The 20,741-nt window shown below is 63.7% G+C and carries 20 protein-coding genes and 1 pseudogene; 4 read left to right on the top strand and 17 right to left on the bottom strand.

Going from position 1 to position 20,741, the window contains the following annotated elements:
- Positions 1 to 141 precede the first annotated feature (141 nt).
- The 8 genes from uraD to gcvA all read right to left on the bottom strand — a co-directional run bounded on the left by uraD (position 142) and on the right by gcvA (position 7,151).
- On the bottom strand, positions 142 to 675 hold the full coding sequence (gene uraD, locus W930_RS0123970; protein WP_023596190.1) for a 2-oxo-4-hydroxy-4-carboxy-5-ureidoimidazoline decarboxylase: 534 nt from the start codon (positions 673 to 675) through the stop codon (positions 142 to 144).
- Between the two features lie 152 nt (positions 676 to 827).
- Positions 828 to 1,772: an allantoinase PuuE gene (gene puuE, locus W930_RS0123965; protein WP_023874173.1), complete on the bottom strand. Its 945-nt coding sequence runs from the start codon at positions 1,770 to 1,772 to the stop codon at positions 828 to 830.
- Positions 1,773 to 2,119: 347 nt separating this feature from the next.
- Positions 2,120 to 3,046: a muramoyltetrapeptide carboxypeptidase gene (gene ldcA / locus W930_RS0123960; protein WP_036642531.1), complete on the bottom strand. Its 927-nt coding sequence runs from the start codon at positions 3,044 to 3,046 to the stop codon at positions 2,120 to 2,122.
- Complete coding sequence (tadA, locus tag W930_RS28685; protein ID WP_072619100.1) at positions 3,046 to 3,594, bottom strand: tRNA adenosine(34) deaminase TadA; 549 nt, start codon at positions 3,592 to 3,594, stop codon at positions 3,046 to 3,048. The genes ldcA and tadA overlap by 1 nt, the downstream gene beginning before the upstream one ends.
- A gap of 236 nt (positions 3,595 to 3,830) precedes the next feature.
- Entirely contained in the window at positions 3,831 to 4,502 is a 672-nt protein-coding gene (locus W930_RS0123950) for a GntR family transcriptional regulator (protein WP_115344329.1), read from the bottom strand.
- A gap of 104 nt (positions 4,503 to 4,606) precedes the next feature.
- Complete coding sequence (locus W930_RS0123945; RefSeq protein ID WP_023596195.1) at positions 4,607 to 5,497, bottom strand: hypothetical protein; 891 nt, start codon at positions 5,495 to 5,497, stop codon at positions 4,607 to 4,609.
- 99 nt (positions 5,498 to 5,596) lie between these two features.
- Positions 5,597 to 6,211 (bottom strand): LON peptidase substrate-binding domain-containing protein, encoded by a 615-nt coding sequence (locus W930_RS0123940; RefSeq protein ID WP_023596196.1) that lies wholly within the window; start codon positions 6,209 to 6,211, stop codon positions 5,597 to 5,599.
- A gap of 40 nt (positions 6,212 to 6,251) precedes the next feature.
- Positions 6,252 to 7,151 (bottom strand): transcriptional regulator GcvA, encoded by a 900-nt coding sequence (gene gcvA, locus W930_RS0123935; protein ID WP_023874167.1) that lies wholly within the window; start codon positions 7,149 to 7,151, stop codon positions 6,252 to 6,254.
- Between the two features lie 135 nt (positions 7,152 to 7,286).
- Between gcvA and W930_RS0123930 the strand changes: the two genes are divergently transcribed.
- Positions 7,287 to 7,991 carry an SDR family oxidoreductase gene (locus tag W930_RS0123930; protein WP_023874166.1) on the top strand — a complete coding sequence of 235 codons (705 nt, stop codon included), beginning with the start codon at positions 7,287 to 7,289 and terminating at the stop codon, positions 7,989 to 7,991.
- A gap of 99 nt (positions 7,992 to 8,090) precedes the next feature.
- Here W930_RS0123930 and W930_RS0123925 read toward each other — a convergent pair whose 3' ends face one another.
- Positions 8,091 to 8,993, bottom strand: a complete 903-nt coding sequence (locus W930_RS0123925; RefSeq protein WP_023874165.1) for a LysR family transcriptional regulator — start codon at positions 8,991 to 8,993, stop codon at positions 8,091 to 8,093.
- A gap of 136 nt (positions 8,994 to 9,129) precedes the next feature.
- On the opposite strand from W930_RS0123925, the gene W930_RS0123920 reads away from it, so the two are divergent.
- Positions 9,130 to 9,675, top strand: coding sequence for an ester cyclase (locus W930_RS0123920; RefSeq protein WP_023874164.1), 546 nt, complete (start codon positions 9,130 to 9,132; stop codon positions 9,673 to 9,675).
- 214 nt (positions 9,676 to 9,889) lie between these two features.
- On the opposite strand, the gene guaA is transcribed toward W930_RS0123920, so the two are convergent.
- From guaA to guaB, 3 genes are read right to left on the bottom strand one after another with little or no spacing between them, the layout of a single operon-like run.
- A complete protein-coding gene (gene guaA, locus W930_RS0123915) occupies positions 9,890 to 11,473 on the bottom strand; it encodes a glutamine-hydrolyzing GMP synthase (protein WP_023596223.1) in 1,584 nt (527 codons plus the stop codon).
- On the bottom strand, positions 11,448 to 12,149 hold the full coding sequence (locus W930_RS29360) for a hypothetical protein (protein WP_023596224.1): 702 nt from the start codon (positions 12,147 to 12,149) through the stop codon (positions 11,448 to 11,450). The genes guaA and W930_RS29360 overlap by 26 nt, the downstream gene beginning before the upstream one ends.
- Positions 12,150 to 12,155: 6 nt before the next feature.
- The gene (gene guaB, locus W930_RS0123905; protein ID WP_023596225.1) at positions 12,156 to 13,616 is read right to left on the bottom strand and encodes an IMP dehydrogenase; all 1,461 of its coding nucleotides are present in this window, start codon (positions 13,614 to 13,616) and stop codon (positions 12,156 to 12,158) included.
- A gap of 439 nt (positions 13,617 to 14,055) precedes the next feature.
- Here guaB and W930_RS0123900 point away from each other — a divergent pair, with 439 nt between their 5' ends.
- A complete protein-coding gene (locus W930_RS0123900) occupies positions 14,056 to 14,985 on the top strand; it encodes a DMT family transporter (RefSeq protein WP_023874163.1) in 930 nt (309 codons plus the stop codon).
- A gap of 99 nt (positions 14,986 to 15,084) precedes the next feature.
- On the opposite strand, the gene W930_RS0123895 is transcribed toward W930_RS0123900, so the two are convergent.
- Together W930_RS0123895 and W930_RS0123890 are read right to left on the bottom strand one after the other, a co-directional pair.
- On the bottom strand, positions 15,085 to 15,420 hold the full coding sequence (locus W930_RS0123895; protein WP_023596227.1) for an RnfH family protein: 336 nt from the start codon (positions 15,418 to 15,420) through the stop codon (positions 15,085 to 15,087).
- Positions 15,410 to 15,844, bottom strand: coding sequence for a type II toxin-antitoxin system RatA family toxin (locus W930_RS0123890; RefSeq protein ID WP_023596228.1), 435 nt, complete (start codon positions 15,842 to 15,844; stop codon positions 15,410 to 15,412). Before W930_RS0123890 ends, W930_RS0123895 begins: the two co-directional genes overlap by 11 nt.
- Before the next feature lie 151 nt (positions 15,845 to 15,995).
- Here W930_RS0123890 and smpB point away from each other — a divergent pair.
- Positions 15,996 to 16,445, top strand: a pseudogene (gene smpB, locus W930_RS0123885) (SsrA-binding protein SmpB); the annotation flags it as partial.
- A gap of 148 nt (positions 16,446 to 16,593) precedes the next feature.
- Here smpB and W930_RS0123880 read toward each other — a convergent pair.
- The 3 genes from W930_RS0123880 to ppsA all read right to left on the bottom strand — a co-directional run bounded on the left by W930_RS0123880 (position 16,594) and on the right by ppsA (position 20,669).
- Positions 16,594 to 17,568 carry an SPFH domain-containing protein gene (locus W930_RS0123880; RefSeq protein ID WP_023596230.1) on the bottom strand — a complete coding sequence of 325 codons (975 nt, stop codon included), beginning with the start codon at positions 17,566 to 17,568 and terminating at the stop codon, positions 16,594 to 16,596.
- 112 nt (positions 17,569 to 17,680) lie between these two features.
- Complete coding sequence (locus W930_RS0123875; RefSeq protein ID WP_023596231.1) at positions 17,681 to 18,115, bottom strand: NfeD family protein; 435 nt, start codon at positions 18,113 to 18,115, stop codon at positions 17,681 to 17,683.
- A 163-nt stretch (positions 18,116 to 18,278) separates the two neighbouring features.
- On the bottom strand, positions 18,279 to 20,669 hold the full coding sequence (gene ppsA, locus W930_RS0123870; protein WP_023596232.1) for a phosphoenolpyruvate synthase: 2,391 nt from the start codon (positions 20,667 to 20,669) through the stop codon (positions 18,279 to 18,281).
- Between the last annotated feature and the right edge of the window lie 72 nt (positions 20,670 to 20,741).

Below are 20,741 nucleotides of genomic sequence, written 5' to 3'. Positions count from 1 at the left end.
GGCGCACGAATTCCGGTGCGTTCGGATCTTGCGGGGCGAGGGCCATGCCAACTCCTTGGTACTTGAATGACGAAAACCGCTGATGCAAAAAGAGGATGGCTGCCGCGGCAAGCATGTGCTCGCCACCCGGCAACCGTCGTGTCAGTCGCGCACGAGGTCCTGCAACCGGAACCCCGCGATTCGGAAGATCTGACGCAGGCACTCTTCGATTTCGTCGGCGCGACTGTTCTCGAGCCGGTTAGAGAAATTCTCGATGATGCTGGCTCGCGTATGACCGCGCACTGCCAGAATGTATGGGAAACCGAACTTGGCCTTGTACGCGTCGTTGAGCTGGGTCAGACGTGCAAACTCTTGCGCGCTGCATTGGTCCAGACCGGCACCGGCCTGCTCGCGCGTGGACTCGGCCGTGAGCTCGCCGCGCACCGCCGCCTTGCCTGCCAGTTCCGGGTGCGCGCGAATGAGGTCGAGTTGCGGGCCTTCGCCCGCGTCGACGACCGCCTGACAAAGGGCGTCGTGCAGCGCGTTGACGGTCGCGAACGGACGATCTTCCCAGGCGGACTCGGCCACCCAGGGGGAATGCTCGAAGATGCCGTCGAGCGCGGCAACGAACTCGACACGCGGCAACGCCGAGAGCTCGGCAACGGTACGCTGGGTCATGGGCAACGGGGCATTCATTAACTGCTCTCCTGGAGAACAACGGTGGCGCCCCGCCGCACGCTTGGCACGGCCCGATGACGCCTGTCGGATTCGATTTCGATGTTGGCGACCGCATCGCTTGCCGATGCGCCCGCCGATTCATGGAGTCACGCCATCACGGATTCACGGATTCAGGCCGCCACGAACGGATGACGCGCCTGCCAGTGGCGCGCCACGTCGATTCGCCGGCACACCCATACGCGGTCGTGCTTTTCAATGTGATCGAGGAATCGTCGCAACGCGGCAAAACGGCCCGGACGCCCCAGCAAGCGGCAGTGCATGCCGATCGACAGCATCTTCGGCGCCTCGTCGCCCTCGGCGTAGAGCACGTCGAACGCGTCGCGCAGGTAATGGAAGAAATGATCCGCCGTGTTGAAGCCTTGCGGCGCCGCGAAACGCATGTCGTTGGAGTCGAGGGTGTACGGCACGACCAGATGCGGCTTGACGTCGCCGTTGGCGGTTTGCACCTGCGTCCAGAATGGCAAATCGTCGCCGTAGTTGTCCGAGTCGTAGACGAACCCGCCCTGTTCGACCACCAGGCGACGCGTATTGGGGCTGTCGCGACCCGTGTACCAGCCCAGCGGCGCGCTGCCGGTCAATTCCTTGAAGATGTCGATGGCAATGCGCATGTGCTCGCGCTCGGTCGCCTCGTCCATGTTCTGATAGTGAATCCAGCGCCAGCCGTGGCATGCAATCTCGTGACCCAGCTCCTGGAACGCCGCCGTCACCTCGGGGTGACGCTGCATGGCCATCGCAACGCCGAAAACGGTCAGCGGCAAGCCACGGCGTTCGAATTCGCGCAGAATGCGCCATACCCCTGCACGCGAACCATATTCGTAGATCGACTCCATGCTCATGTGGCGCGCTTCATAAGCGGCCGCACCGATGATCTCGGAGAGGAATTGCTCGGAGGCGCGATCGCCGTGCAACACGCAGTTCTCGCCGCCCTCTTCGTAGTTGAGCACGAACTGCACGGCGATACGCGCGCGCCCCGGCCAATCGGCAAACGGCACATGGCGGCCATAACCGATCAGATCGCGCGGGTAATCCTTGGCATTTGCGGGGTTGCTGGCCATGATGTCTTGGCATCCTTCTGATGGCGAAACGATCGAAGAAGTGTAGCCAAATCCACCTGCCCGAAACATAGCGATATTCAGATATTCAGGCTCCGCTTACACGTATAGTCACCCCGCCGGCGCGACACTGTGGCGCCGGCCAGCGTCTCGGAATCGTCGTCTTGCGTGAGACGCCCCCTCCCGTACCGAATCGCCGAATTCCGGCGAAACCGCCGCCAACCACCCTCGAAATCGCGCCAATCCCCGGGCAACAGACGATTGAACAAAAAACGCGCCGGGCCGCGTTATCGACCCGGCGCGCTTTCGCTCGCCTGTCCGGCCATTTTCGGCCGGCTCACCGTCGGGGATCAGGCGATATAGGGATATCCCGTAAGCGTGAGCCGAACCTGAGCGCCCGCCGTCTGCAATCGGCCCTGCCCACCCACCGGGAGGGTGAGCTTGTCGGGGCAGTGTCCGAACGGCAGGTCGGTGACCACGGGAATACCGATCACTTTGCGCACGCTCTCGATCATGGCCACCATGTCGTAACCGTTGTCGTAGTCGCTCAACCGGTATTGCGAGAAGTCGCCAAGGACCAACGCACGCTGGCGCGCGAGAATGCCGCTCTGATGCAACTGGTACAGCATGCGCTCCACACGATACGGCGGCTCGTTGACATCTTCGACGAACAGCACCCCGCCCTCGATCTGTGGCAGATATCGCGTGCCGATCAGGCTGCACACCATTGCCAGATTGCCGCCCCACAACGTGCCGGACACGTCGATGTCGCCGCTCGCGCCATCGCCCTGCCACTCGACCACGTGGCTCGGCGAGCGCAGAACCGTCTGGAACTGGTTCAGCGTGAAGTCGCTCAGCGCTTCCGCCCCAAAGTCCGCCAGCAGCATGGGCCCGGCAAACGTCGTCAGGCGGGACTGCGCGAGCAGCGCCAACTGGATGGCCGTGAAGTCGCTGTGGCCGATGATCGCCACCGGCGCGCCCGCCAGCCGACGATGCAGGCCTTCATAGTCGAGTTGTTCCAGCAGATGCACCGCCCCGTATCCGCCGCGTACCGCCAGCACGACGTCCGGTACCGGATGGTCGCGCCCGGCCAGTTGGTTGATCTCCGCAACGCGCTGCGCGTCGGTGCCCGCGAAGCGCAGGTAGCGGCGATCGAGCGCCTCACGATTGCTCACCGTGTAGCCGAGCCGCTCCAGCACCTCGACGCCGCGTGCCGCCACGTCGACATCCGGCGCGTAGCCGGACGGCGCAATGAGTTCAAGAAGCCTGGTCTGCATCAATGGGGGGATCCGGATGAGGAAGTTGGAGGAGTGTTGCCGACGATCTCGGTGCCCGCCGACAGCCGCCGTGCCTTCGCCGCCGCGCGCCGTTCGCTGAAGAATGCCTGGAGAACGCCGACGCAGTCGTCGTGCATGACGCCGCCGAGCACTTCGGCATGATGATTCAGACGCGGCTCGGCGAACAGGTCGACGACACTGCCGCAAGCGCCCGTCTTGGGGTCGGCCGCGCCGTAGACGACGCGCTTGATGCGCGCATGCATGATGGCGCCTGCGCACATGACACACGGCTCGAGTGTGACGTACAGCTCGCAATCGGGCAGCCGGTAATTGCCCAACGCCTTCGCAGCGGCACGCAAGGCCTGCATCTCGGCGTGGGCCGACGGATCGTGGCCGCCAACCGGACAGTTGTGGCCGACCGCCACGACCTGACCGTCGCAAACGACGACGGCCCCCACGGGCACTTCACCCTGCGCCATCGCGGCGCGCGCCTGCTCGAGCGCCAGGCCCATGTAGGTCTCGTCGGTCGCGGGTAAATCTCGATTCATGAAACGTTGACGAAAAGCCGCGGTGCATCGCCCGCCCCGGGGAACGGCGCGCCATACCGCGCAATTGGCCGCTATCGGCAATACGCTATTCTCGCACGCCCCGATCATGTCAGTGCGCCGCTCGCACGTCCCGGCACGCCCGCTTCGAGCGAAGCGGGCTTCCGATTGACGTAAGCGTGGATCGGCCCCACACCTGCGGGCCAGCTCACGACGACGAGCAACAGCGACGCGAATGATCAGAGCGATGCGCGCGACAGGAAGCCCACGTCTTCGCGTGCCAGGGCCTTGATCTCGTTGCGCGTGGCGACGATGTGGGACTCGAGCATCGACACGACGGCCGCCACGTCGCGTCGGCGGCAGGCCGCCAGAATCTCGTAGTGGTCGTGCTGCGGCTTTTCCTTGCCCGTGGCCTGCGACATCGCAAGATGCGAATAACGGTCGGTATTGAGGCAGTACGCTTCGATCAGCATGCGCAGGCGCCGGTTGTTGGCGGGCGCGCACAGCGCCAGATGAAAGCGCCGGTTGTATTCGGCCCATTCCGAGACGACTTCCGAGGCCGAATAGTCGGCCAGGATCTGCTCCATGACCTGAAAGTCGCGCCCGGCCATGTTGGGCACGGCCAGCTTGGCCGCATGACATTCGAGCGCCACGCGAATGTCGAGCAGCTCGCACAACTGCTCGATGTCCATGCTCGCCACGGTGGCACCGCGGTTGAGATGGTGCACGACCAGCCCCTCCGCTTCCAACTGCCGCAACGCTTCGCGTACCGGCACGCGGCTCGAATGAAAACGCTCGGCTAGCGCTTCCTGACGTAGTTGATACCCACCCGGCAGCACGCCACTCAAGATCTCGTCTCGAAGCGTGTCGCGGATGGACTGGTGAAGGGCTTGGGGTCCGGAGGTTCGCATGGCGCGATTAAAACACATAACATGACGTCGATGCGATTCTGGATCCAATCAAAGCGCAATTGGATCCAGAGCGGGATTGCGTCTCGGCGACCGGCATTGGGCGGTTACTTGCCGGCACGCGCCTCGGCCAATGCGATGGTCAGGTGAGCCACCTTCTTCTTGAGCGCGTCGCGCTCGGCCGTGATCGCCTTGAGCTCCTTCGACAGGCGCGCGAGTTCGTCGGACGGGTCGGCGGTCGTATCCCACGGCGGCGTGCCGTCGTCGTCTTCGATCACCTCGTCGTCTTTCTTCTTGCGCGGCTTGACGGGACGCGCCTCGCGCACCTGGCGTGCCAACTCGCGCAACTCCTGCTTGCCGGCGACCACGGCCGCGACCTGCGCCGCCTGCGGCAGCGTCGAGACGGCTGCCGCCGCGTTGATCGAGACTTCGCCTCGCTTGACGGCATCGACCAGCTCGGGTGCCGCGGCATTGTGGATCTGCTCGATCTGCCCAAGCGTATTGCTCGACAGACGGGCCGCGCGCGCGAGCGCTGCGCGGGTGAGCGCCATCGTGTGCGCATGCCCGGGGACCGGCGTGTTGCCGCTGTCCGAACCGCCGCCGTCTCCCTGCGGGCCTGGCGCGGCCGCCTGCGGCGTGTCCGGGTCGGCCGGCGCCCCGGCGGTGGCGCCCGCACGCGCCTCGAGAATCGTCTTCTTGCGCAATGCCAGAACGCCGCGCTGGTAATCGGACACGCTGCGGCGTCCGAGATGGTTGTCGATCATCCACAGACGGACATCGTCCATCGACTTGAACGACCGATTCTGAACCGTGCGGAATTCGATGTTGTGCTTGCGGCAGATTTCGTAGCGGTTGTGGCCGTCGACGAGGACATCGCCCCAGAGGACCAGGGCGTCACGGCACCCTTCGGCAAGCAGACTCTGTTCGAGCGACGCGTATTCGTCAGGCGTGAGCGGATCGATGTACGCCTTGAGTTCTTGGTTGATCTGGACTGTCATGGATGTGGAATAACGTTGCAGCGCGCATTATCGCCTGTTCCGTGCGATGCCATAAGACCGGGCGTCAGGATCACGCGGCATCCGGAGCGCCGCCACGGCTCAGGACAGCACGCCGTGATCGGTCAGAAATGCCTGAATACGCGCCAGACGCGCCACCGGATCCGCCATGCCCAGCAGCGTCTCCTTCTCGTGTGGCGGCAGCGGCAGCAGCTCGGCCCAGCGATCGGCTACCCAACCGCATTCGTCGAGCCGGTAAGGCGGCGCCAGCGGCAATTTTGCCGCCCGCGCGGGGTCGCGCTGCAGGCCGGCGATCAGTTTGCCCAAAGTGTCGGCGCTGACCTGAAGCGTGTCGGGAATCGCGACGCCCGGATCGTCGGGCAACATTTGCGCCTCACCCATCCACAAACCGTATTTCCCCAGTTCGACGTGAGAGAGCGAGAACTTTGTCGTGCCGCGGCACACCAGTTCGAGCAGTGCCGGCATAGGTGCACGCCAGTCCTCGATGCGCGCCATCGTGCCGATCATCGCAGGCTCCTCGACGGCGTCCGGCAGGCGTACCTCACTGCCCTGTCGCAGGATGACGACGCCGAACTCGGTGCCGTCAGCCAGACATCGCTTGATCATGTCGAGATAGCGCACTTCGAAGATGCGCAGATGCAACACCCCGGCGGGAAACAGGGCGTTACCGAGCGGAAAGAGTGGGATCTGGGCCATGCCATATGATGACACGAAGTCCGGGAATCACACGCGTCGGTCAGGCGATCGGGCGCCGGGAGGCTTGCAACAGCCACACCTGCACGTCGGCGATCTGTGCGGCGTGCCGGGTGCGTCGTGGATACACGATGTAGAAGCCCGCGCCGGTACGCAGCACCGTATCGAACAGGCGGACCAGTCGACCGGCTGCGACATCGGCCGCCACGAAGTCGACATGCGCCAGCGCAAGGCCCTGCCCCGCAACGGCGGCGTCGATGGCGAGCGCGGTCTGATTGAAGCGCACGTTCTTGGCGACTGACAGTGACACGCCGGGCAGCGCTTGTTCGAGGTATTGCGGCCAGGCGTTGTGTGCGTCGTGCAGCAAGGCGTGCCCACGCAGGCTTGCATGCTCCGCGGGGTGTCCGAGTGCGGTGATCACTTGCGGTGAGGCCACGGCCACCTGTGCTTCGTCGAACAACGGCTCGACGGTCAGCCCCGCGCCGAACGGCGGCCGGCCGTAGCGAACGGCGAGATCGACGGCATCCGCCTGAAAGTGCGACAGCCGGTCAGTCGCAAGAATGCGCAGATCGATGTCCGGATGCGCCTCGAGAAATGCCGGCAGACGCGGAATCAGCCACTTCGACGCGAACGTCGGTGTCACGCTGATCGTCAGGCGCAGCGGTTCCGGTCGCAGCGCCTGCGTAGCATCCGCCAATATTTCGAACGCACGGCGTACGCCGCCCGCATAGCGGCGCCCGTTCTCCGTAAGCGTCAATGCGCGCGCGTGCCGCTCGAAGAGCTTCATGCCCAGCTCGGCTTCGAGCCCGCGAATCTGCTGGGCGACGGCCCCCTGGGTCACGCCGAGTTCTTCGGCGGCGATCCGAAAATTGAGATGCCGGCTCGCCGTCTCGAAGGCGCGTAGCGCGTTAAGCGACGGCAGACGTCCGATGGCTTCGGTCATGATGTAATTTTTCTACTGGATAAAGCACCAAAATCTGATGCATCCGTCTGGCATGAGGATGTTACGCTGTCAGGCATGAATCGCACGATCTGGCAGCCATTGGGGCTTGTGCCAACGTCTTCGGAGGATAGCAGCATGACAGTAGAAAAAGTGGCGTTGATTACTGCGGGTGGCAGTGGCATGGGCGCGGCGGCGGCGCGGCGTCTGGCGGCGGAGGGGTTCCGGGTCGGCATTCTGTCGTCGTCCGGCAAGGGCGAGGCATTGGCCGCGGAACTGGGTGGCGTGGGGGTGACCGGCTCGAACCAGTCGAACGAGGCGTTGGCCCGGCTCGTCGAGCAATCGCTCGAGCGCTGGGGACGTATCGACGTGCTGGTCAACAGCGCCGGTCATGGTCCGCGCGCGCCGATTCTCGAGATCACCGACGAGGACTGGCATCGCGGTATGGACACCTATCTGATGAACGTGATCCGGCCGACGCGCCTTGTCACGCCGATCATGCAGAAACAACGCTCGGGCGTGATCGTCAACATCTCAACGGCATGGGCGTTCGAGCCGAGCGAGATGTTTCCGACGTCGGCCGTTTTTCGCGCCGGCCTCGCGGCGTTTACGAAGCTTTTCGCCGACAAATACGCACAGGACAACGTGCGCATGAACAACATCCTGCCGGGATGGATCGACAGCCTGCCACAACAGGAGACTCGGCGCGAGACCGTGCCGATGCAACGCTATGGCAGGGCGGAGGAAATTGCCGCGACGGTGGCCTTCCTTGCGTCTGACGGCGCGGGCTACATCACCGGCCAGAACATTCGCGTGGACGGCGGGTTGACGCGCTCGGTGTGAGGTAAACGCTGCGCGCCGGGATCGCGTTTGCCCGGCAGTGGGGGTGCCATGCCGGCGAGGCGTCCTAGGCGGCGTCGACCTGGCCAACGCCCGGTCACGTTACGCAGGCACCCGCGCAAATACCGACACCAGGTGATCGACAAACATCCGCACCCGCGCCGGCAGGTGACGGCGCGAGGCGTACTGCACCGTTATCGGTGCGCGTGCTCCCGCCCATTGCGGCAGCACTTCCACCAGCTGGCCGCTGGCCAGTTCGTCCGCGACGTCGATGGACGATCTGCGCACCAGCCCGAAACCCGCCAGCGCCCAGTCGTGGGCAAGTTCGCCGTTATCCGTTGCGAATCGCCCCCTGACGCGCACGGTGGTGCGCGTGCCCGTATCGCGCTGCTCCAACCGCCAGTCCGCGTGAGCCGCGCCGCCGCGGCTCATCACAATGCAATCGTGCTCGGCCAGCGCCTCGGGCGTTTGCGGCATGCCGCGTTGGGCGAGGTATGACGGGGCTGCACAGATGATGCGTCGATTGTCGGCGAGATGCCGCGCAATGAGCCGCGAGTCAGGCGCTCCGCCGATACGGACCACACAATCGAGGCTGCCCTCGATCAAATCGACAATCTCGTCGGACAGCGTCAGATGTACGGTCAATCGCGGCGCCATCGCCGCTAGCTCGGCCAGCGCCGGTCCGATCCAGCGGCGCCCCAGCGCCACCGGCGAGGACACGCGCAACACGCCCTGCGCCTCGTGCCGGCCTCGACCCACCGCGGCTTCCGCGTCGGCCACCTCGGCCAGGATCGTCTGGCATCGCTCGAAGTAGATCGCCCCTTCTTCCGTGAGCGCGAGGCGACGCGAGCTGCGCTGTAACAAGCGTACGCCCAGATCGGCCTCCAGCCGCGACAGGCGTTTGCTGCCGACCGCCGGGGAAAAGCCCAGCTCACGTCCGGCCGCCGACAAGCTGCCTCGAGTCACCGCGCTCACGAAAAGGCGCATATCGGACAGTTCCACCATGATCTCGCTGCTCGCTATCGTTTCTGAAATGGAATAGATGGTGATGCAATTTTCGCTATTTTATTCCAATGTCGAAAAGACAAAAATGGCGGCACGTCAGCAAACCGCTGACGGCTCATCACGAAGGAACCACACCATGATCCCATCGAACATTCGGCATTTGGCCATCGCTCTCGCGTTGACACTCACGGGCACGGCCGCCTGGGCCGACGACGCCGCCGTGCTGCCCCGAGCGTCATCCGTCGTTGTCGATAGAAGCTTGGCGGCGCCGCAGCGCGAAGCCATGATGCTGGCGGCTCGCCGCTACTACGCGTTCTGGAACACAGGCGATGCAAGCTACGCCAAGGCGGCACTTGCCGGCGACTTCATCGACCGCACGTTGCCGCCGGGCCGCCCGCAAGGCGCGGAAGGTCCGGTGTTCGCGTCGCATCACTTTCGTGCCGCGGTGCCCGATCTGGCCATGTCGGTCGACGAAATGCTCCTCGTTGGCGACCGCGTCGTAGGCCGCCTGCATTTCACCGGGCATTTCACCGGAAGCTTCAATGGCATTCAAGGCAAGGGGCAGAAGGTGGACTTCATCGCGACCGATATCTACCGCATTGCCAATGGGCGCATCGCCGAGAACTGGCATCTGGAGGACAACCTGACGTTGTTGCAGCAATTGGGGGTGGTCAATCCGTAGTCCGAGACAGCATCAGGGAACCCATCAGACGCGCAACGGCTAGCCGATCCGTACCGCCGCTGAAATGTGACGCCGCGACCCGCTCGCCCCGCATCATGACGACTGGGTCGACGCCATGAAAAAATGCCATTGACGACGGCCTCGCATCATCAATGGCATCGAAACCATCAAGCCGGTCAATCACCGACAAAATGGCTTTATTCGTGAGGGGAGATTATTCCCACTCGATTGTCGCCGGCGGCTTGCCCGAAATGTCGTAAACAACTCGGTTCAAACCGCGCACTTCGTTGATGATGCGGTTCGAGACCTTGCCGAGCAGTTCGTGCGGCAGATGCGCCCAGTGTGCCGTCATGAAGTCCTGCGTCTGCACGGCGCGCAGCGCCACGACCCACTCGTACGTGCGGCCGTCGCCCATCACGCCCACGCTCTTGACCGGCAGGAACACCGCGAACGCCTGGCTCGTCAGCTCGTACCACGTCTTGCCGGTGTTCGGCTCGACCGTGTTGCGCAACTCCTCGATGAAGATCGCATCGGCACGACGCAGCAAATCGGCGTAATCGCGCTTCACTTCGCCGAGAATCCGCACCCCCAAGCCCGGCCCCGGGAACGGGTGACGATAGACCATGTCATGCGGCAGACCCAGCGCGACACCCAGCTCGCGCACCTCGTCCTTGAACAGGTCGCGCAGCGGCTCGAGCAGCTTCAGACCCAGTGTCTCCGGCAGACCGCCGACATTGTGGTGACTCTTGATCGTCGTCGCCTTCTTGGTCTTGGCACCGCCCGATTCGATCACGTCCGGGTAGATGGTGCCCTGCGCCAGCCACTTCGCATTCTTCAGCTTCTTCGCTTCCGCCTGGAACACTTCCACGAACTCGCGGCCGATGATCTTGCGCTTCTGCTCCGGATCGGTCACGCCCTTCAGATGTCCCATGAACTGCTCGGACGCATCGACGTGCACCACCTTCGCATGCAGACGGCCCTGGAACATCTCCATGACCATCTGACCCTCGTTCAGGCGCAACAGACCGTGATCGACGAATACGCAAGTCAGCTGATCGCCGATGGCCCGGTGAATCAGCGCCGCCGCCACGCTCGAATCGACCCCGCCAGACAGGCCGAGAATCACTTCCTCGTCGCCCACTTGTTCGCGAATCGCCTTCACGGCTTCCTCGATGTGGTCCCGCATGATCCAGTCCGGCTTGGCGCCGGCGATCTCCAGCACGAAACGCTCGAGCAGCTCGCGACCCTTCACCGTGTGCGTGACTTCCGGGTGGAATTGCACCGCATAGTAATGACGCTTCACGTCGGCCATGCCCGCAATCGGGCAGCTCGGCGTCGATGCCATCAACGCAAAGCCTTCCGGCAACCGCGTGACCTTGTCGCCATGGCTCATCCACACCTTGAGCATGCCGTGCCCTTCAGCCGTGCGGAAGTCCTCGATGCCGTCGAGCAGCGGCGTATGGCCATGGGCGCGCACTTCCGCATAACCGAACTCGCGGTGGTTGCTCGCCTCGACCTGACCGCCCAACTGCACCGTCATCGCAAACATGCCGTAGCAAATCCCCAGCACCGGCACACCCAGATCCCACACCGCCTGCGGCGCGCGAAGATCCTGATCCTCGTACGTGCTCGCATGGCTGCCCGACAGAATGATCGCCTTCGGATTGAACTCGCGAATGAATTCGTCGGAGACGTCGTTCGGGTGAATCTCGCAGTAGACGTGCGCTTCGCGAACGCGGCGTCCGATGAGCTGGGTGACTTGCGAGCCGAAGTCAAGAATGAGGATTTTGTCGTGCATCGTGAGGTACGGATGAAGTGGATTCGTTGGTCGTCGGCGCCGTGTCGGAAGGCACGGGCGTGACAATGCCGGTGGTGCCCGCAGGCGCGACCGGCGTGGGATTGACGGAAGCGGAGCCGCCACGAGGGGGCTGAGGCGTCTCCATGCGCGGCTCGGCGCGCGCGCCCCGGGGCGCGTCGACATCCCGAGGCTCGTAATAATCTCTCGGCGGATCGCGCCGCGTGTCGCTCACGACACCGCCTCGCACTCGCTCTCCCGACTGCTGGGCGGCCTGCACGCGCTCTTTCGTGCGCACGCTCGACGCCAGCTTCACGAGAATGCCGCCTACCACCAGCAGCACAGCCCCGAGCGCCGGCATCAGCAACTTGCCGCCGCCCGTCACCGAAAGTTGGCCGGAAATCAGCCAGCCCAGCACGAACGCACCGATCACCCAATTGATGTGCCCCGTCACTTTCGCGACGGTCGCCGTCAACTGGCCGTTCACGGTGGCGTGCCATTGCAGCCAGGCCACGCCGATGAAGGCCACGCCCAGCGCCTGCGCATAGAGCACGGGCGATGGCGCGGGCACTTCAATGGCCGCATACAGCGATGACCAGAACGACGCAATCAATAGCACGCCAAGTGCCAGATTCAACGCCGCATCGAGGAACAGTACCGTACGCAACATGGCCTTCATGGGCAATTACTCCACGTGGTAGTTGGGGGCTTCCTTCATGATCTGGACGTCGTGCACGTGCGATTCGCGCATGCCCGCTGCCGTGATTTGGACGAATTCCGCTTTCTCATGCAGGTCCTGGATCGTCGGGCAGCCCAGATATCCCATCGAGGAACGGATACCGCCGGTCAGTTGGTGAAGGATCGCGTTCACGCTACCCTTGTACGCCACCCGCCCCTCGATGCCTTCGGGCACGAGCTTGTCGGCGTTGTTGGCCGGGTCCTGGAAGTAACGGTCAGCCGCGCCATCCTTCATCGCGCCCACCGACCCCATGCCGCGGTAGCTCTTGTACGAACGCCCCTGATACAGGAACACTTCGCCCGGGGCTTCTTCCGTCCCCGAGAACATGCTGCCCATCATGACAGTGTGCGCACCCGCAGCCAGCGCCTTGGCGACGTCGCCCGAGTAGCGAATGCCGCCGTCGGCAATCAGCGGAACGCCCGTGTCCTTGAGCGCCTCGGCCACATTGGCGATCGCCGTGATCTGCGGCACGCCGACACCGGCGACGATACGCGTCGTGCAGATCGAGCCCGGACCGATACCGACCTTGACCGCATCCGCCCCATGCTCGACCAGCGCCACGGCAGCACTCGCCGTCGCGATGTTGCCGCCAACGACCTCGATCTGCGGGAAATGCTTCTTGACCCACTGCACGCGGTCGAGCACGCCCTGGCTATGGCCGTGCGCCGTGTCGACCACGATCACGTCGACACCGGCAGCAACCAGCAACTCGACGCGTTCTTCATTTTCCGGACCCACGCCGACGGCGGCGCCAACGCGCAGCTTGCCATGCTCGTCCTTGCTCGCGAGCGGATACTCGGTCGCCTTCGTGATGTCCTTGACCGTCATCAGGCCGCGCAGCTCGAATGCGTCGTTGACGACCAGCACGCGCTCGAGGCGGTGATCGTGCATCAGTCGCTCGGCATCGGCCGGCGAGGCGCCCTCACGCACCGTGATGAGCTTGTCCTTCGGCGTCATGATCACGCGCACCGGCTCGTCCAGGCGGCTCTCGAAACGCAGGTCGCGATTGGTGACGATACCGATGAGCTGTGCGCCCTCGACCACCGGGAAACCGGAAATGCCATGCTGGCGCGACAGCGCGATCACGTCGCGCACCTTCATGTGCGGCGGGATCGTGATCGGGTCGCGCAGAACGCCCGACTCGAAGCGCTTGACCTTCGAGACTTCCCGCGCCTGCTCGGCCGGCTTCAAATTCTTGTGAATGATGCCGATGCCACCCTGCTGCGCCATGGCAATGGCCAGACGCGCTTCGGTCACCGTATCCATGGCGGCCGACAGCAAAGGCATGTTCAGGGTGATGTTGCGCGTGAGCTTGGTTTTCAGGCTGGTGTCGCGCGGGAGAACGGCAGAGTAGGCCGGGACGAGGAGCACGTCATCGAATGTGAGTGCTTTTTGGATCAGACGCATGGCAAATCCTATAGGCGCAAAACCGAATTATACAGAAATCGCGAACCGCATGGCACGTCCGCCCCACATGTCAAGGGGCTTTTTCCCGAGCCGTCGCCCACCGATGCCAACGAACGCCAATCATTGCCATCGACGCCCCGCGCGGGTGGCGCCCTAGCCCCTAGCCCCTAGCCCCTAGCCCCTAGCCCCTAGCCCCTAGCTCCTAGCTCCTAGCTCCTAGCTCCTAGCTCCTAGCGCCATTGGGCCATTGGGCCGGCGCGCCTGCCAAATGCCGACATGGCGGCATTCCCGATAGCCCCGGGTGCCGGATTTCACAATAGCCGGACGCGAGGCGCGTGCTACGCTTGCGCCCGGCTCGTGCTGACTCGATGCAACGTCAATGATGGCGGGGACGGCACGAAACCCGGCATTTCGACATCACACCATTGGCAAGGCGCGCATGGGGCAAGGCATTTCATACGGATTGGCGGCAGGCGCCCTCTGGGGATTGGTCTTTCTGGCCCCGCGTCTGTTGCCCGGGTTTTCGCCGCTGGAGCTGTCCGCCGCACGATACGTCCTGTACGGGGTGGTGTCCGTAGTGTTGATCGCCCCGATCTGGGCGCGCCTGCGCCACAACATTACCCGCAGCGACTGGCGCGCGCTTTTCCAGCTGAGCCTGGTCGGCAACCTCATCTATTACCTGTTCGTCGCCGCTTCGGTACAGATGGCGGGCATCGCTCCGGCCTCGCTGATCGTCGGCGTGCTGCCGGTGACCGTCACGCTGGTTGGCAGTCGCGACCACGGCGCCCTGCCGCTGTCACGGCTTGCCGGACCGCTGGCGCTGGTCGCCGCCGGCATCGTCTGCATCAACGTGGACGTTTTCTCGCATGCCTCGACCCGTGGGGGCGACTGGCGTCTGACCCTCGCCGGGATTGTCTGCGCCATGGGCGCACTGGCCAGTTGGACCTGGTACGCGGTGGCCAACGCCCGGTATCTGGCGCGGTTCGGGCATTTCACCAGCCGGGAATGGTCGCTGCTCACCGGCGTGGCCACGGGTGCGCTGGCCCTCGTGCTGGCGATACCGGCCGCGCTGATGCCGCATCCGGTCGCGACGGATGCGCCACGGGACTGGCAGATGTTCCTGCTGGTGAATGCTGCCGTAGCAGTGGGGGCATCGACGATCGGCAACGCGTTCTGGAATGCGGCGAGCCGACGGCTGCCGCTCACCCTGTCGGGACAACTGATCGTGTTCGAGACGCTGTTCGCCCTGCTCTACGGCTTCATTTACGAACATCGCATGCCGCGATTGCTGGAACTCGCCGCCATTGTCCTGCTGCTGGTCGGCGTCAGCGCTTCGGTTCGGCTGCATGCGCGAGGGTCGACCCATTGACGTTGAGCGCCCCGGAAGACGACCGCACGGAACACTTGTCCAGCGTGCTCGCCCGGTTTCGGCCTGGCGCCGAATCGACCATGCGGCATCCCGGAGGGCTTAGCTGCCGCGGCGACTCCCGAGCCACTTCTGCCCTTCGCGGCTGCCTTCGTTGCGCACCTTTTCGACCCGCCGTTGACGGGCCACTTTCGGGTCGGCTCTGAGCGCCCGGTAGATCTCCACTCGATCACCCGACTCAACCGCCGCATCGAGCGCACGCACCTTGCCGAATACACCGACCTTCATGCGCGCGAGATCCAACTCGGGGAACCGCTGCAACAGGCCGCTGCGCTCGATCGCCTCGCGCATGGTGCCGCCCTGCGGCACCGCAACGGCGACGATCGTTTGCTGATCGGGCAGCGCATAGCAGACTTCGACGTGAAACTCACTTGGCATAGACCGTCTCCGCACGTTTGACGAAGGCGTCGACGAACGTGTTGGCGATGTGACTGAACACCGGACCGATCACCTTCTCGAGCAGGAAATTCGCGAATTCGTAGTGAAGGCCGAACTCGATCTTGCAGGCGTTTTCGCGCAGCGCCGTGAATTTCCACGTACCGTGAAAACGCTTGAACGGCCCTTCGACGAACGTCATCTGAATCGAATGCGGACGCTCCTGCAGATTGCGGGTCGCGAACGAATGCTTCAGCCCCTTGAAGTCAATGATCAGCGACGCCTCCATGCTGTGCTCGTCCTGATGTCGAATTTCGACACCACCGCACCAGGGCAGGAATTTGGGGTAATCGGCGACATTGGTCACCAGGTCGTACATTTGCTCATCGGAGAAATGCACGAGAACGGTTTTACTGACTTCGGCCATCGTCTGTCGGGCGAGGCGAACACATGGCGCGGGCACCGATACGGAATCGATCCGCACGCGTCGCAAGCCGCCTCTTGCCGAGACTCTTTGTTAAAATCGCTATTTTACCCGAGCCCGACTCACCGGGTCCGACCAAGTTACCCGCCAAGGATCCATGAGCATCATCGACAACAAGAAAGCCTTCTTCGACTACTTCATCGAGGAGCGATACGAAGCCGGGATCGCGCTCGAAGGGTGGGAAGTCAAGGCCATCCGCGCCGGGCGGGCGCAGATCAAGGAAGGTTACGTCGTCATCAAGAACGGCGAAATCTTTCTGATCGGCGCGCACATCAGCCCACTGACCTCGACGTCGACGCACGTCAAGGCAGACCCGGTGCGCACGCGCAAGCTCCTGCTCAAGGCCGACGAGATCAAGAAGCTCATCGGCAAGGTGGAGCAACGCGGCTACACGCTCGTCCCGATCAACCTGCACTACAGCAAAGGGCTCGTGAAGTGCGAGATCGGGCTGGCCAAGGGCAAGAAGCTGCACGACAAGCGCGAGACGGAGAAGCAGCGCGACTGGGAGCGCGAAAAGGCGCGCCTGATGCGCACCCCGACCTGACGCGTCACCGGCGCCCGCCTGTCAGCGAACCGCAACGCCACTCACCGCGTCGCGCGAAAACGCAACGGCCCATATCGCGCGGAGATATGGGCCGATTTTTATGATAACGGGTCTTCGGGCGATTCTCGATGGAGACTACCGACGGCGATTATCGACGCGCACCGGCATTGCCGAAGCCGCCGGGCGTGCCGTCGACGGGTGCATTCGACCCCCCCTCCGTGCCGCGCACGATCTTGAGCGCCGAGGCGATCATGCCACTCATGTCCGACAGATTGCCAGGCACGATCAGCGTGTTGTTGGTCCTGGCAATCTTGCTGAAGGCGTCAACGTACTGCTCGGCAACCTTCAGGTTGACGGCCTCCATGCCACCCTGCGTCTGAATCGCCGTCGCGATCTTGTGGATGGCTTCGGCATTGGCTTCGGCCACCGCGAGAATCGCTGCCGCCTCGCCCTGCGCCTGATTGATGGCCGCCTGCCGCTCGCCCTCGGACTTCTGGATCGCCGCCTCCCGAGCACCCGACGCCAGGTTGATCTGCTCCTGCTTCTTGCCCTCGGACGCCGCGATCAATGCGCGCTTCTCGCGCTCCGCCGTGATCTGGGCCTGCATGGCGTGGAGAATCTCCTTCGGCGGCGTGAGATCCTTGATTTCGTAGCGGAGCACCTTCACGCCCCAGTTCGACGCCGCCTCGTCGAGCGCATTCACCACGCTGTGGTTAATGAACTCGCGCTCCTCGAACGTCTTGTCGAGCTCGAGTTTGCCGATCACGCTACGCAACGTCGTTTGCGCCAACTGCGTGATCGCGACAATGAAGTTGCTGGAACCATACGACGCCTTCATCGGGTCCGTCACCTGGAAGTACAGAATCCCGTCGACCTGCAACTGCGTGTTGTCCTTGGTGATGCAGATCTGGCTCGGCACATCGAGCGGCACTTCCTTGAGCAGGTGCTTGTATGCGACGCGATCGACGAACGGCACGACGATCGACAGGCCCGGTGTGAGCGTCGCGTGATACTTCCCGAGACGCTCCACCACCCACGCGTGTTGTTGAGGCACGATCTTGATCGAACGTGCCGCGATGATCACGGCGATGATGAAGAGAATAAACGCGACGTTGGATAACATGTTTCCCCCAGAAAGCGCCCGCGATACACGGCGGGCCGGTTGACTTCCCCGCAACTGCGGGTCAATGCCTCTTCACATTCGCACGACGCACCGCGCCGCCGCCCGTCAAGCTTCAGGCACGCGCATGCGCGACATAGAGACGGCTGCCGCGAACCTCGCGAATGACGAACCATCCTGCGTCCGGCGACTCGCCCGGCAGCAACTCCACGTCCCATTCCGCGCCGCGGTACATCGCGCGCGCGAGACCGTCCGCCTGCCAGTGATCGACATGCAGGCGCTGACCGATATCGAGAATGGTGTTCGGGTCCGCCGTGGCGTCGACCTTGATGCGACGCCGCCCGAAACGGCTTCGACGCAACATCCAGACGGCAACGCCCGCAACGATTGCCGCCGCAACCCATTGCAGCGGCCAGTCCGCGCGCAACAGCGCCGCAATGCCGCCTGCCGCCATGCCAAGGGCAACCATCAGCAGATAGAACGTCCCGCTCGCCAGCTCCAGCACCACGACCAATCCGGCGACGCCGAACCAAAGCCAAGCCTGCTCCATCGCAACTCCCAGACACAAAAAAACCCCGGTGTGATACCGGGGTTTATAGCATGAAACCCACCGATCGGCGTATGCGTCCCAAGGGAGGCACCTGCCTTTCGGTGGCGTCCGAGATGCCGCTCGGACGCTTCCGACTACCGACGTCAGATCGTGATCGTGACGCTTACTTCGCCAGCTTGGCGAGTTGCTGCCACGTCTCGATGACCGTGTCCGGGTTGAGCGACATCGATGCGATGCCTTCCTTGGCCAGCCACTCGGCCAGGTCCGGATGATCCGACGGACCCTGCCCGCAGATGCCTACGTACTTGCCCTTTGACAGACAGGCCTTGATGGCGCGGCTGAGCATGAACTGCACCGCCGGGTCGCGTTCGTCGAAATCCTTGGCCAGCAGTTCCATGCCCGAGTCGCGATCCAGACCCAGCGTGAGCTGCGTCAGATCGTTCGAACCGATCGAGAAGCCGTCGAAGTACTCGAGGAACTCGTCGGCCAGAATGGCGTTCGACGGCACTTCGCACATCATCACCAGCTTCAGGCCGTTTTCGCCGCGCTTGAGGCCATACTCGCCAAGCATGCCCACCACGCGCTCCGCCTGACCCAGCGTACGCACGAACGGCACCATGATCTCGACATTCGTCAGGCCCATCTCGTCACGCACGCGCTTCAGTGCACGGCATTCCATCTCGAAGGCTTCGGCGAAGTCTTCCGAGATGTAGCGCGATGCGCCGCGGAAGCCGAGCATCGGGTTCTCCTCGTCCGGCTCGTAACGCGAGCCACCGATGAGCTTCTTGTACTCGTTGGACTTGAAGTCCGACAGACGCACGATCACGCTCTTCGGGTAGAACGCCGCCGCAATGGTGGCGATCCCTTCAGCGAGCTTGTCGACGTAGAACGCACGCGGCGAGGCGTGACCGCGTGCCACCGACTCGACCGCCTTCTTCAGGTCGGCGTCGATGTTCGGGTATTCGAGAATCGCGCGCGGGTGCACGCCGATGTTGTTGTTGATGATGAATTCCAGACGCGCCAGACCCACACCTTCGTTCGGCAGTTGCGCGAAGTCGAAGGCGAGCTGCGGGTTGCCCACGTTCATCATGATCTTCACCGGAATCTTCGGCATTTCGCCGCGCTGGATCTCGGTGATTTCCGTCTCGAGCAGACCGTCGTAGATCTTGCCCTCGTCGCCTTCGGCGCAGGAAACGGTCACGAGCGCGCCGTCCTTCAGGACGTCCGTCGCGTCGCCACAGCCGACCACCGCCGGCACGCCGAGTTCACGCGCGATGATCGCAGCGTGGCAGGTACGGCCGCCGCGATTCGTCACGATCGCCGATGCGCGCTTCATTACCGGCTCCCAGTTCGGGTCGGTCATGTCGGCCACCAGCACGTCACCCGGCTGCACACGCTCCATTTCGCTCGGGTCCATGATCACGCGCACGGGACCGGCGCCGATCTTCTGACCGATGGCGCGGCCCGTGGCCAGCACCGGTGCATCGCCCTTGAGCTTGAAGCGCTGCTCGACCTTGCCGGCCGACTGGCTCTTCACCGTTTCCGGACGTGCCTGAAGAATGTAGATCTTGCCATCCTTGCCGTCCTTGCCCCACTCGATGTCCATCGGACGACCGTAGTGCTTCTCGATGATCAGCGCGAACTTGGCGAGCTCGGCGCAATCCTCGTCGGTGATCGAGTAACGGTTGCGCAGCTCCATCGGCACGTCGATGGTCTTCACGCGGCCCGGCTCGCCCGGTTGCGTGAACTCCATCTTGACCAGCTTCGAGCCGAGCGTGCGGCGAATGATCGGGTACTTGCCGGCCTTGAGCGTCGGCTTGAAGACATAGAACTCGTCAGGGTTCACGGCGCCCTGCACCACCGTCTCGCCAAGACCGTAGCTGGCAGTGATGAACACGACGTCCTGAAAGCCCGACTCGGTGTCGATCGTGAACATCACGCCCGAGGCACCGCAGTCCGAACGCACCATGCGCTGCACACCGGCCGAAAGTGCCACTTCGGCGTGCGTAAAACCCTTGTGAACGCGATACGAGATGGCACGGTCGTTGTACAGCGACGCGAACACGTGCTTCATGCGATCGAGCACGTCTTCGATGCCGACGACGTTCAGGTAGCTTTCCTGCTGACCGGCGAACGACGCGTCGGGCAGGTCTTCGGCGGTGGCCGACGAACGCACGGCGAACGAAGCATCCGGCTGGTCAGCCGTCAGGCGTGCGAACTGCTCACGGATATCCTTCTCGAGTGCCGGCTGCAGCGGCGCGTCGACGATCCATTGACGGATCTCGGCGCCGGCTTCCGCGAGGGCCTTGACGTTGTCGACGTCGAGGCCCTCGAGACGCTTGGCAACGCGCTCGGTCAGGTTGTTGTGCTGGAGGAATTCGCGGAAGGCGTGCGACGTCGTGGCGAAGCCGCCCGGCACGCGCACGCCGGCGCCGGCCAGTTGGCTGATCATTTCGCCAAGCGATGCATTCTTGCCGCCGACCGACTCGACGTCGGTCATGCGCAGATGCTCAAACGGCACCACGTAGGCGCCGTTGTGTGCTGCGTTAGTCATAAAAGCCCCTAAGGTAAGAAAAAAAATTCTCGGCGGACCGGCTGGGACTGACGTGGGCCGGTCGACCTGTTG

The sequence above is a fragment of the Pandoraea sp. E26 genome, from assembly GCF_000681415.1.
Classification (GTDB): Bacteria; Pseudomonadota; Gammaproteobacteria; order Burkholderiales; family Burkholderiaceae; genus Pandoraea; species Pandoraea pnomenusa.
Note: the sequence above shows the minus strand (reverse complement) of the source record. Positions and strands in the feature narration are given on the sequence as shown.

What these genes read in the sequence shown, in the direction of transcription:
- W930_RS0123920 (WP_023874164.1), top strand. Translation starts at nt 9,130, where the DNA reads ATGATCCCATCGAACATTCGGCATTTGGCCATCGCTCTCGCGTTGACA.
- W930_RS0123925 (WP_023874165.1), bottom strand. Translation starts at nt 8,993, where the DNA reads ATGGTGGAACTGTCCGATATGCGCCTTTTCGTGAGCGCGGTGACTCGA.
- W930_RS0123900 (WP_023874163.1), top strand. Translation starts at nt 14,056, where the DNA reads ATGGGGCAAGGCATTTCATACGGATTGGCGGCAGGCGCCCTCTGGGGA.
- guaB (WP_023596225.1), bottom strand. Translation starts at nt 13,616, where the DNA reads ATGCGTCTGATCCAAAAAGCACTCACATTCGATGACGTGCTCCTCGTC.
- gcvA (WP_023874167.1), bottom strand. Translation starts at nt 7,151, where the DNA reads ATGACCGAAGCCATCGGACGTCTGCCGTCGCTTAACGCGCTACGCGCC.
- W930_RS0123945 (WP_023596195.1), bottom strand. Translation starts at nt 5,497, where the DNA reads ATGACAGTCCAGATCAACCAAGAACTCAAGGCGTACATCGATCCGCTC.
- W930_RS0123950 (WP_115344329.1), bottom strand. Translation starts at nt 4,502, where the DNA reads ATGCGAACCTCCGGACCCCAAGCCCTTCACCAGTCCATCCGCGACACG.
- W930_RS29360 (WP_023596224.1), bottom strand. Translation starts at nt 12,149, where the DNA reads ATGAAGGCCATGTTGCGTACGGTACTGTTCCTCGATGCGGCGTTGAAT.
- W930_RS0123930 (WP_023874166.1), top strand. Translation starts at nt 7,287, where the DNA reads ATGACAGTAGAAAAAGTGGCGTTGATTACTGCGGGTGGCAGTGGCATG.
- guaA (WP_023596223.1), bottom strand. Translation starts at nt 11,473, where the DNA reads ATGCACGACAAAATCCTCATTCTTGACTTCGGCTCGCAAGTCACCCAG.
- tadA (WP_072619100.1), bottom strand. Translation starts at nt 3,594, where the DNA reads ATGAATCGAGATTTACCCGCGACCGACGAGACCTACATGGGCCTGGCG.
- W930_RS0123875 (WP_023596231.1), bottom strand. Translation starts at nt 18,115, where the DNA reads ATGGAGCAGGCTTGGCTTTGGTTCGGCGTCGCCGGATTGGTCGTGGTG.
- puuE (WP_023874173.1), bottom strand. Translation starts at nt 1,772, where the DNA reads ATGGCCAGCAACCCCGCAAATGCCAAGGATTACCCGCGCGATCTGATC.
- ldcA (WP_036642531.1), bottom strand. Translation starts at nt 3,046, where the DNA reads ATGCAGACCAGGCTTCTTGAACTCATTGCGCCGTCCGGCTACGCGCCG.
- W930_RS0123890 (WP_023596228.1), bottom strand. Translation starts at nt 15,844, where the DNA reads ATGGCCGAAGTCAGTAAAACCGTTCTCGTGCATTTCTCCGATGAGCAA.
- uraD (WP_023596190.1), bottom strand. Translation starts at nt 675, where the DNA reads ATGAATGCCCCGTTGCCCATGACCCAGCGTACCGTTGCCGAGCTCTCG.
- W930_RS0123880 (WP_023596230.1), bottom strand. Translation starts at nt 17,568, where the DNA reads ATGTTATCCAACGTCGCGTTTATTCTCTTCATCATCGCCGTGATCATC.
- W930_RS0123895 (WP_023596227.1), bottom strand. Translation starts at nt 15,420, where the DNA reads ATGCCAAGTGAGTTTCACGTCGAAGTCTGCTATGCGCTGCCCGATCAG.
- ppsA (WP_023596232.1), bottom strand. Translation starts at nt 20,669, where the DNA reads ATGACTAACGCAGCACACAACGGCGCCTACGTGGTGCCGTTTGAGCAT.
- W930_RS0123940 (WP_023596196.1), bottom strand. Translation starts at nt 6,211, where the DNA reads ATGGCCCAGATCCCACTCTTTCCGCTCGGTAACGCCCTGTTTCCCGCC.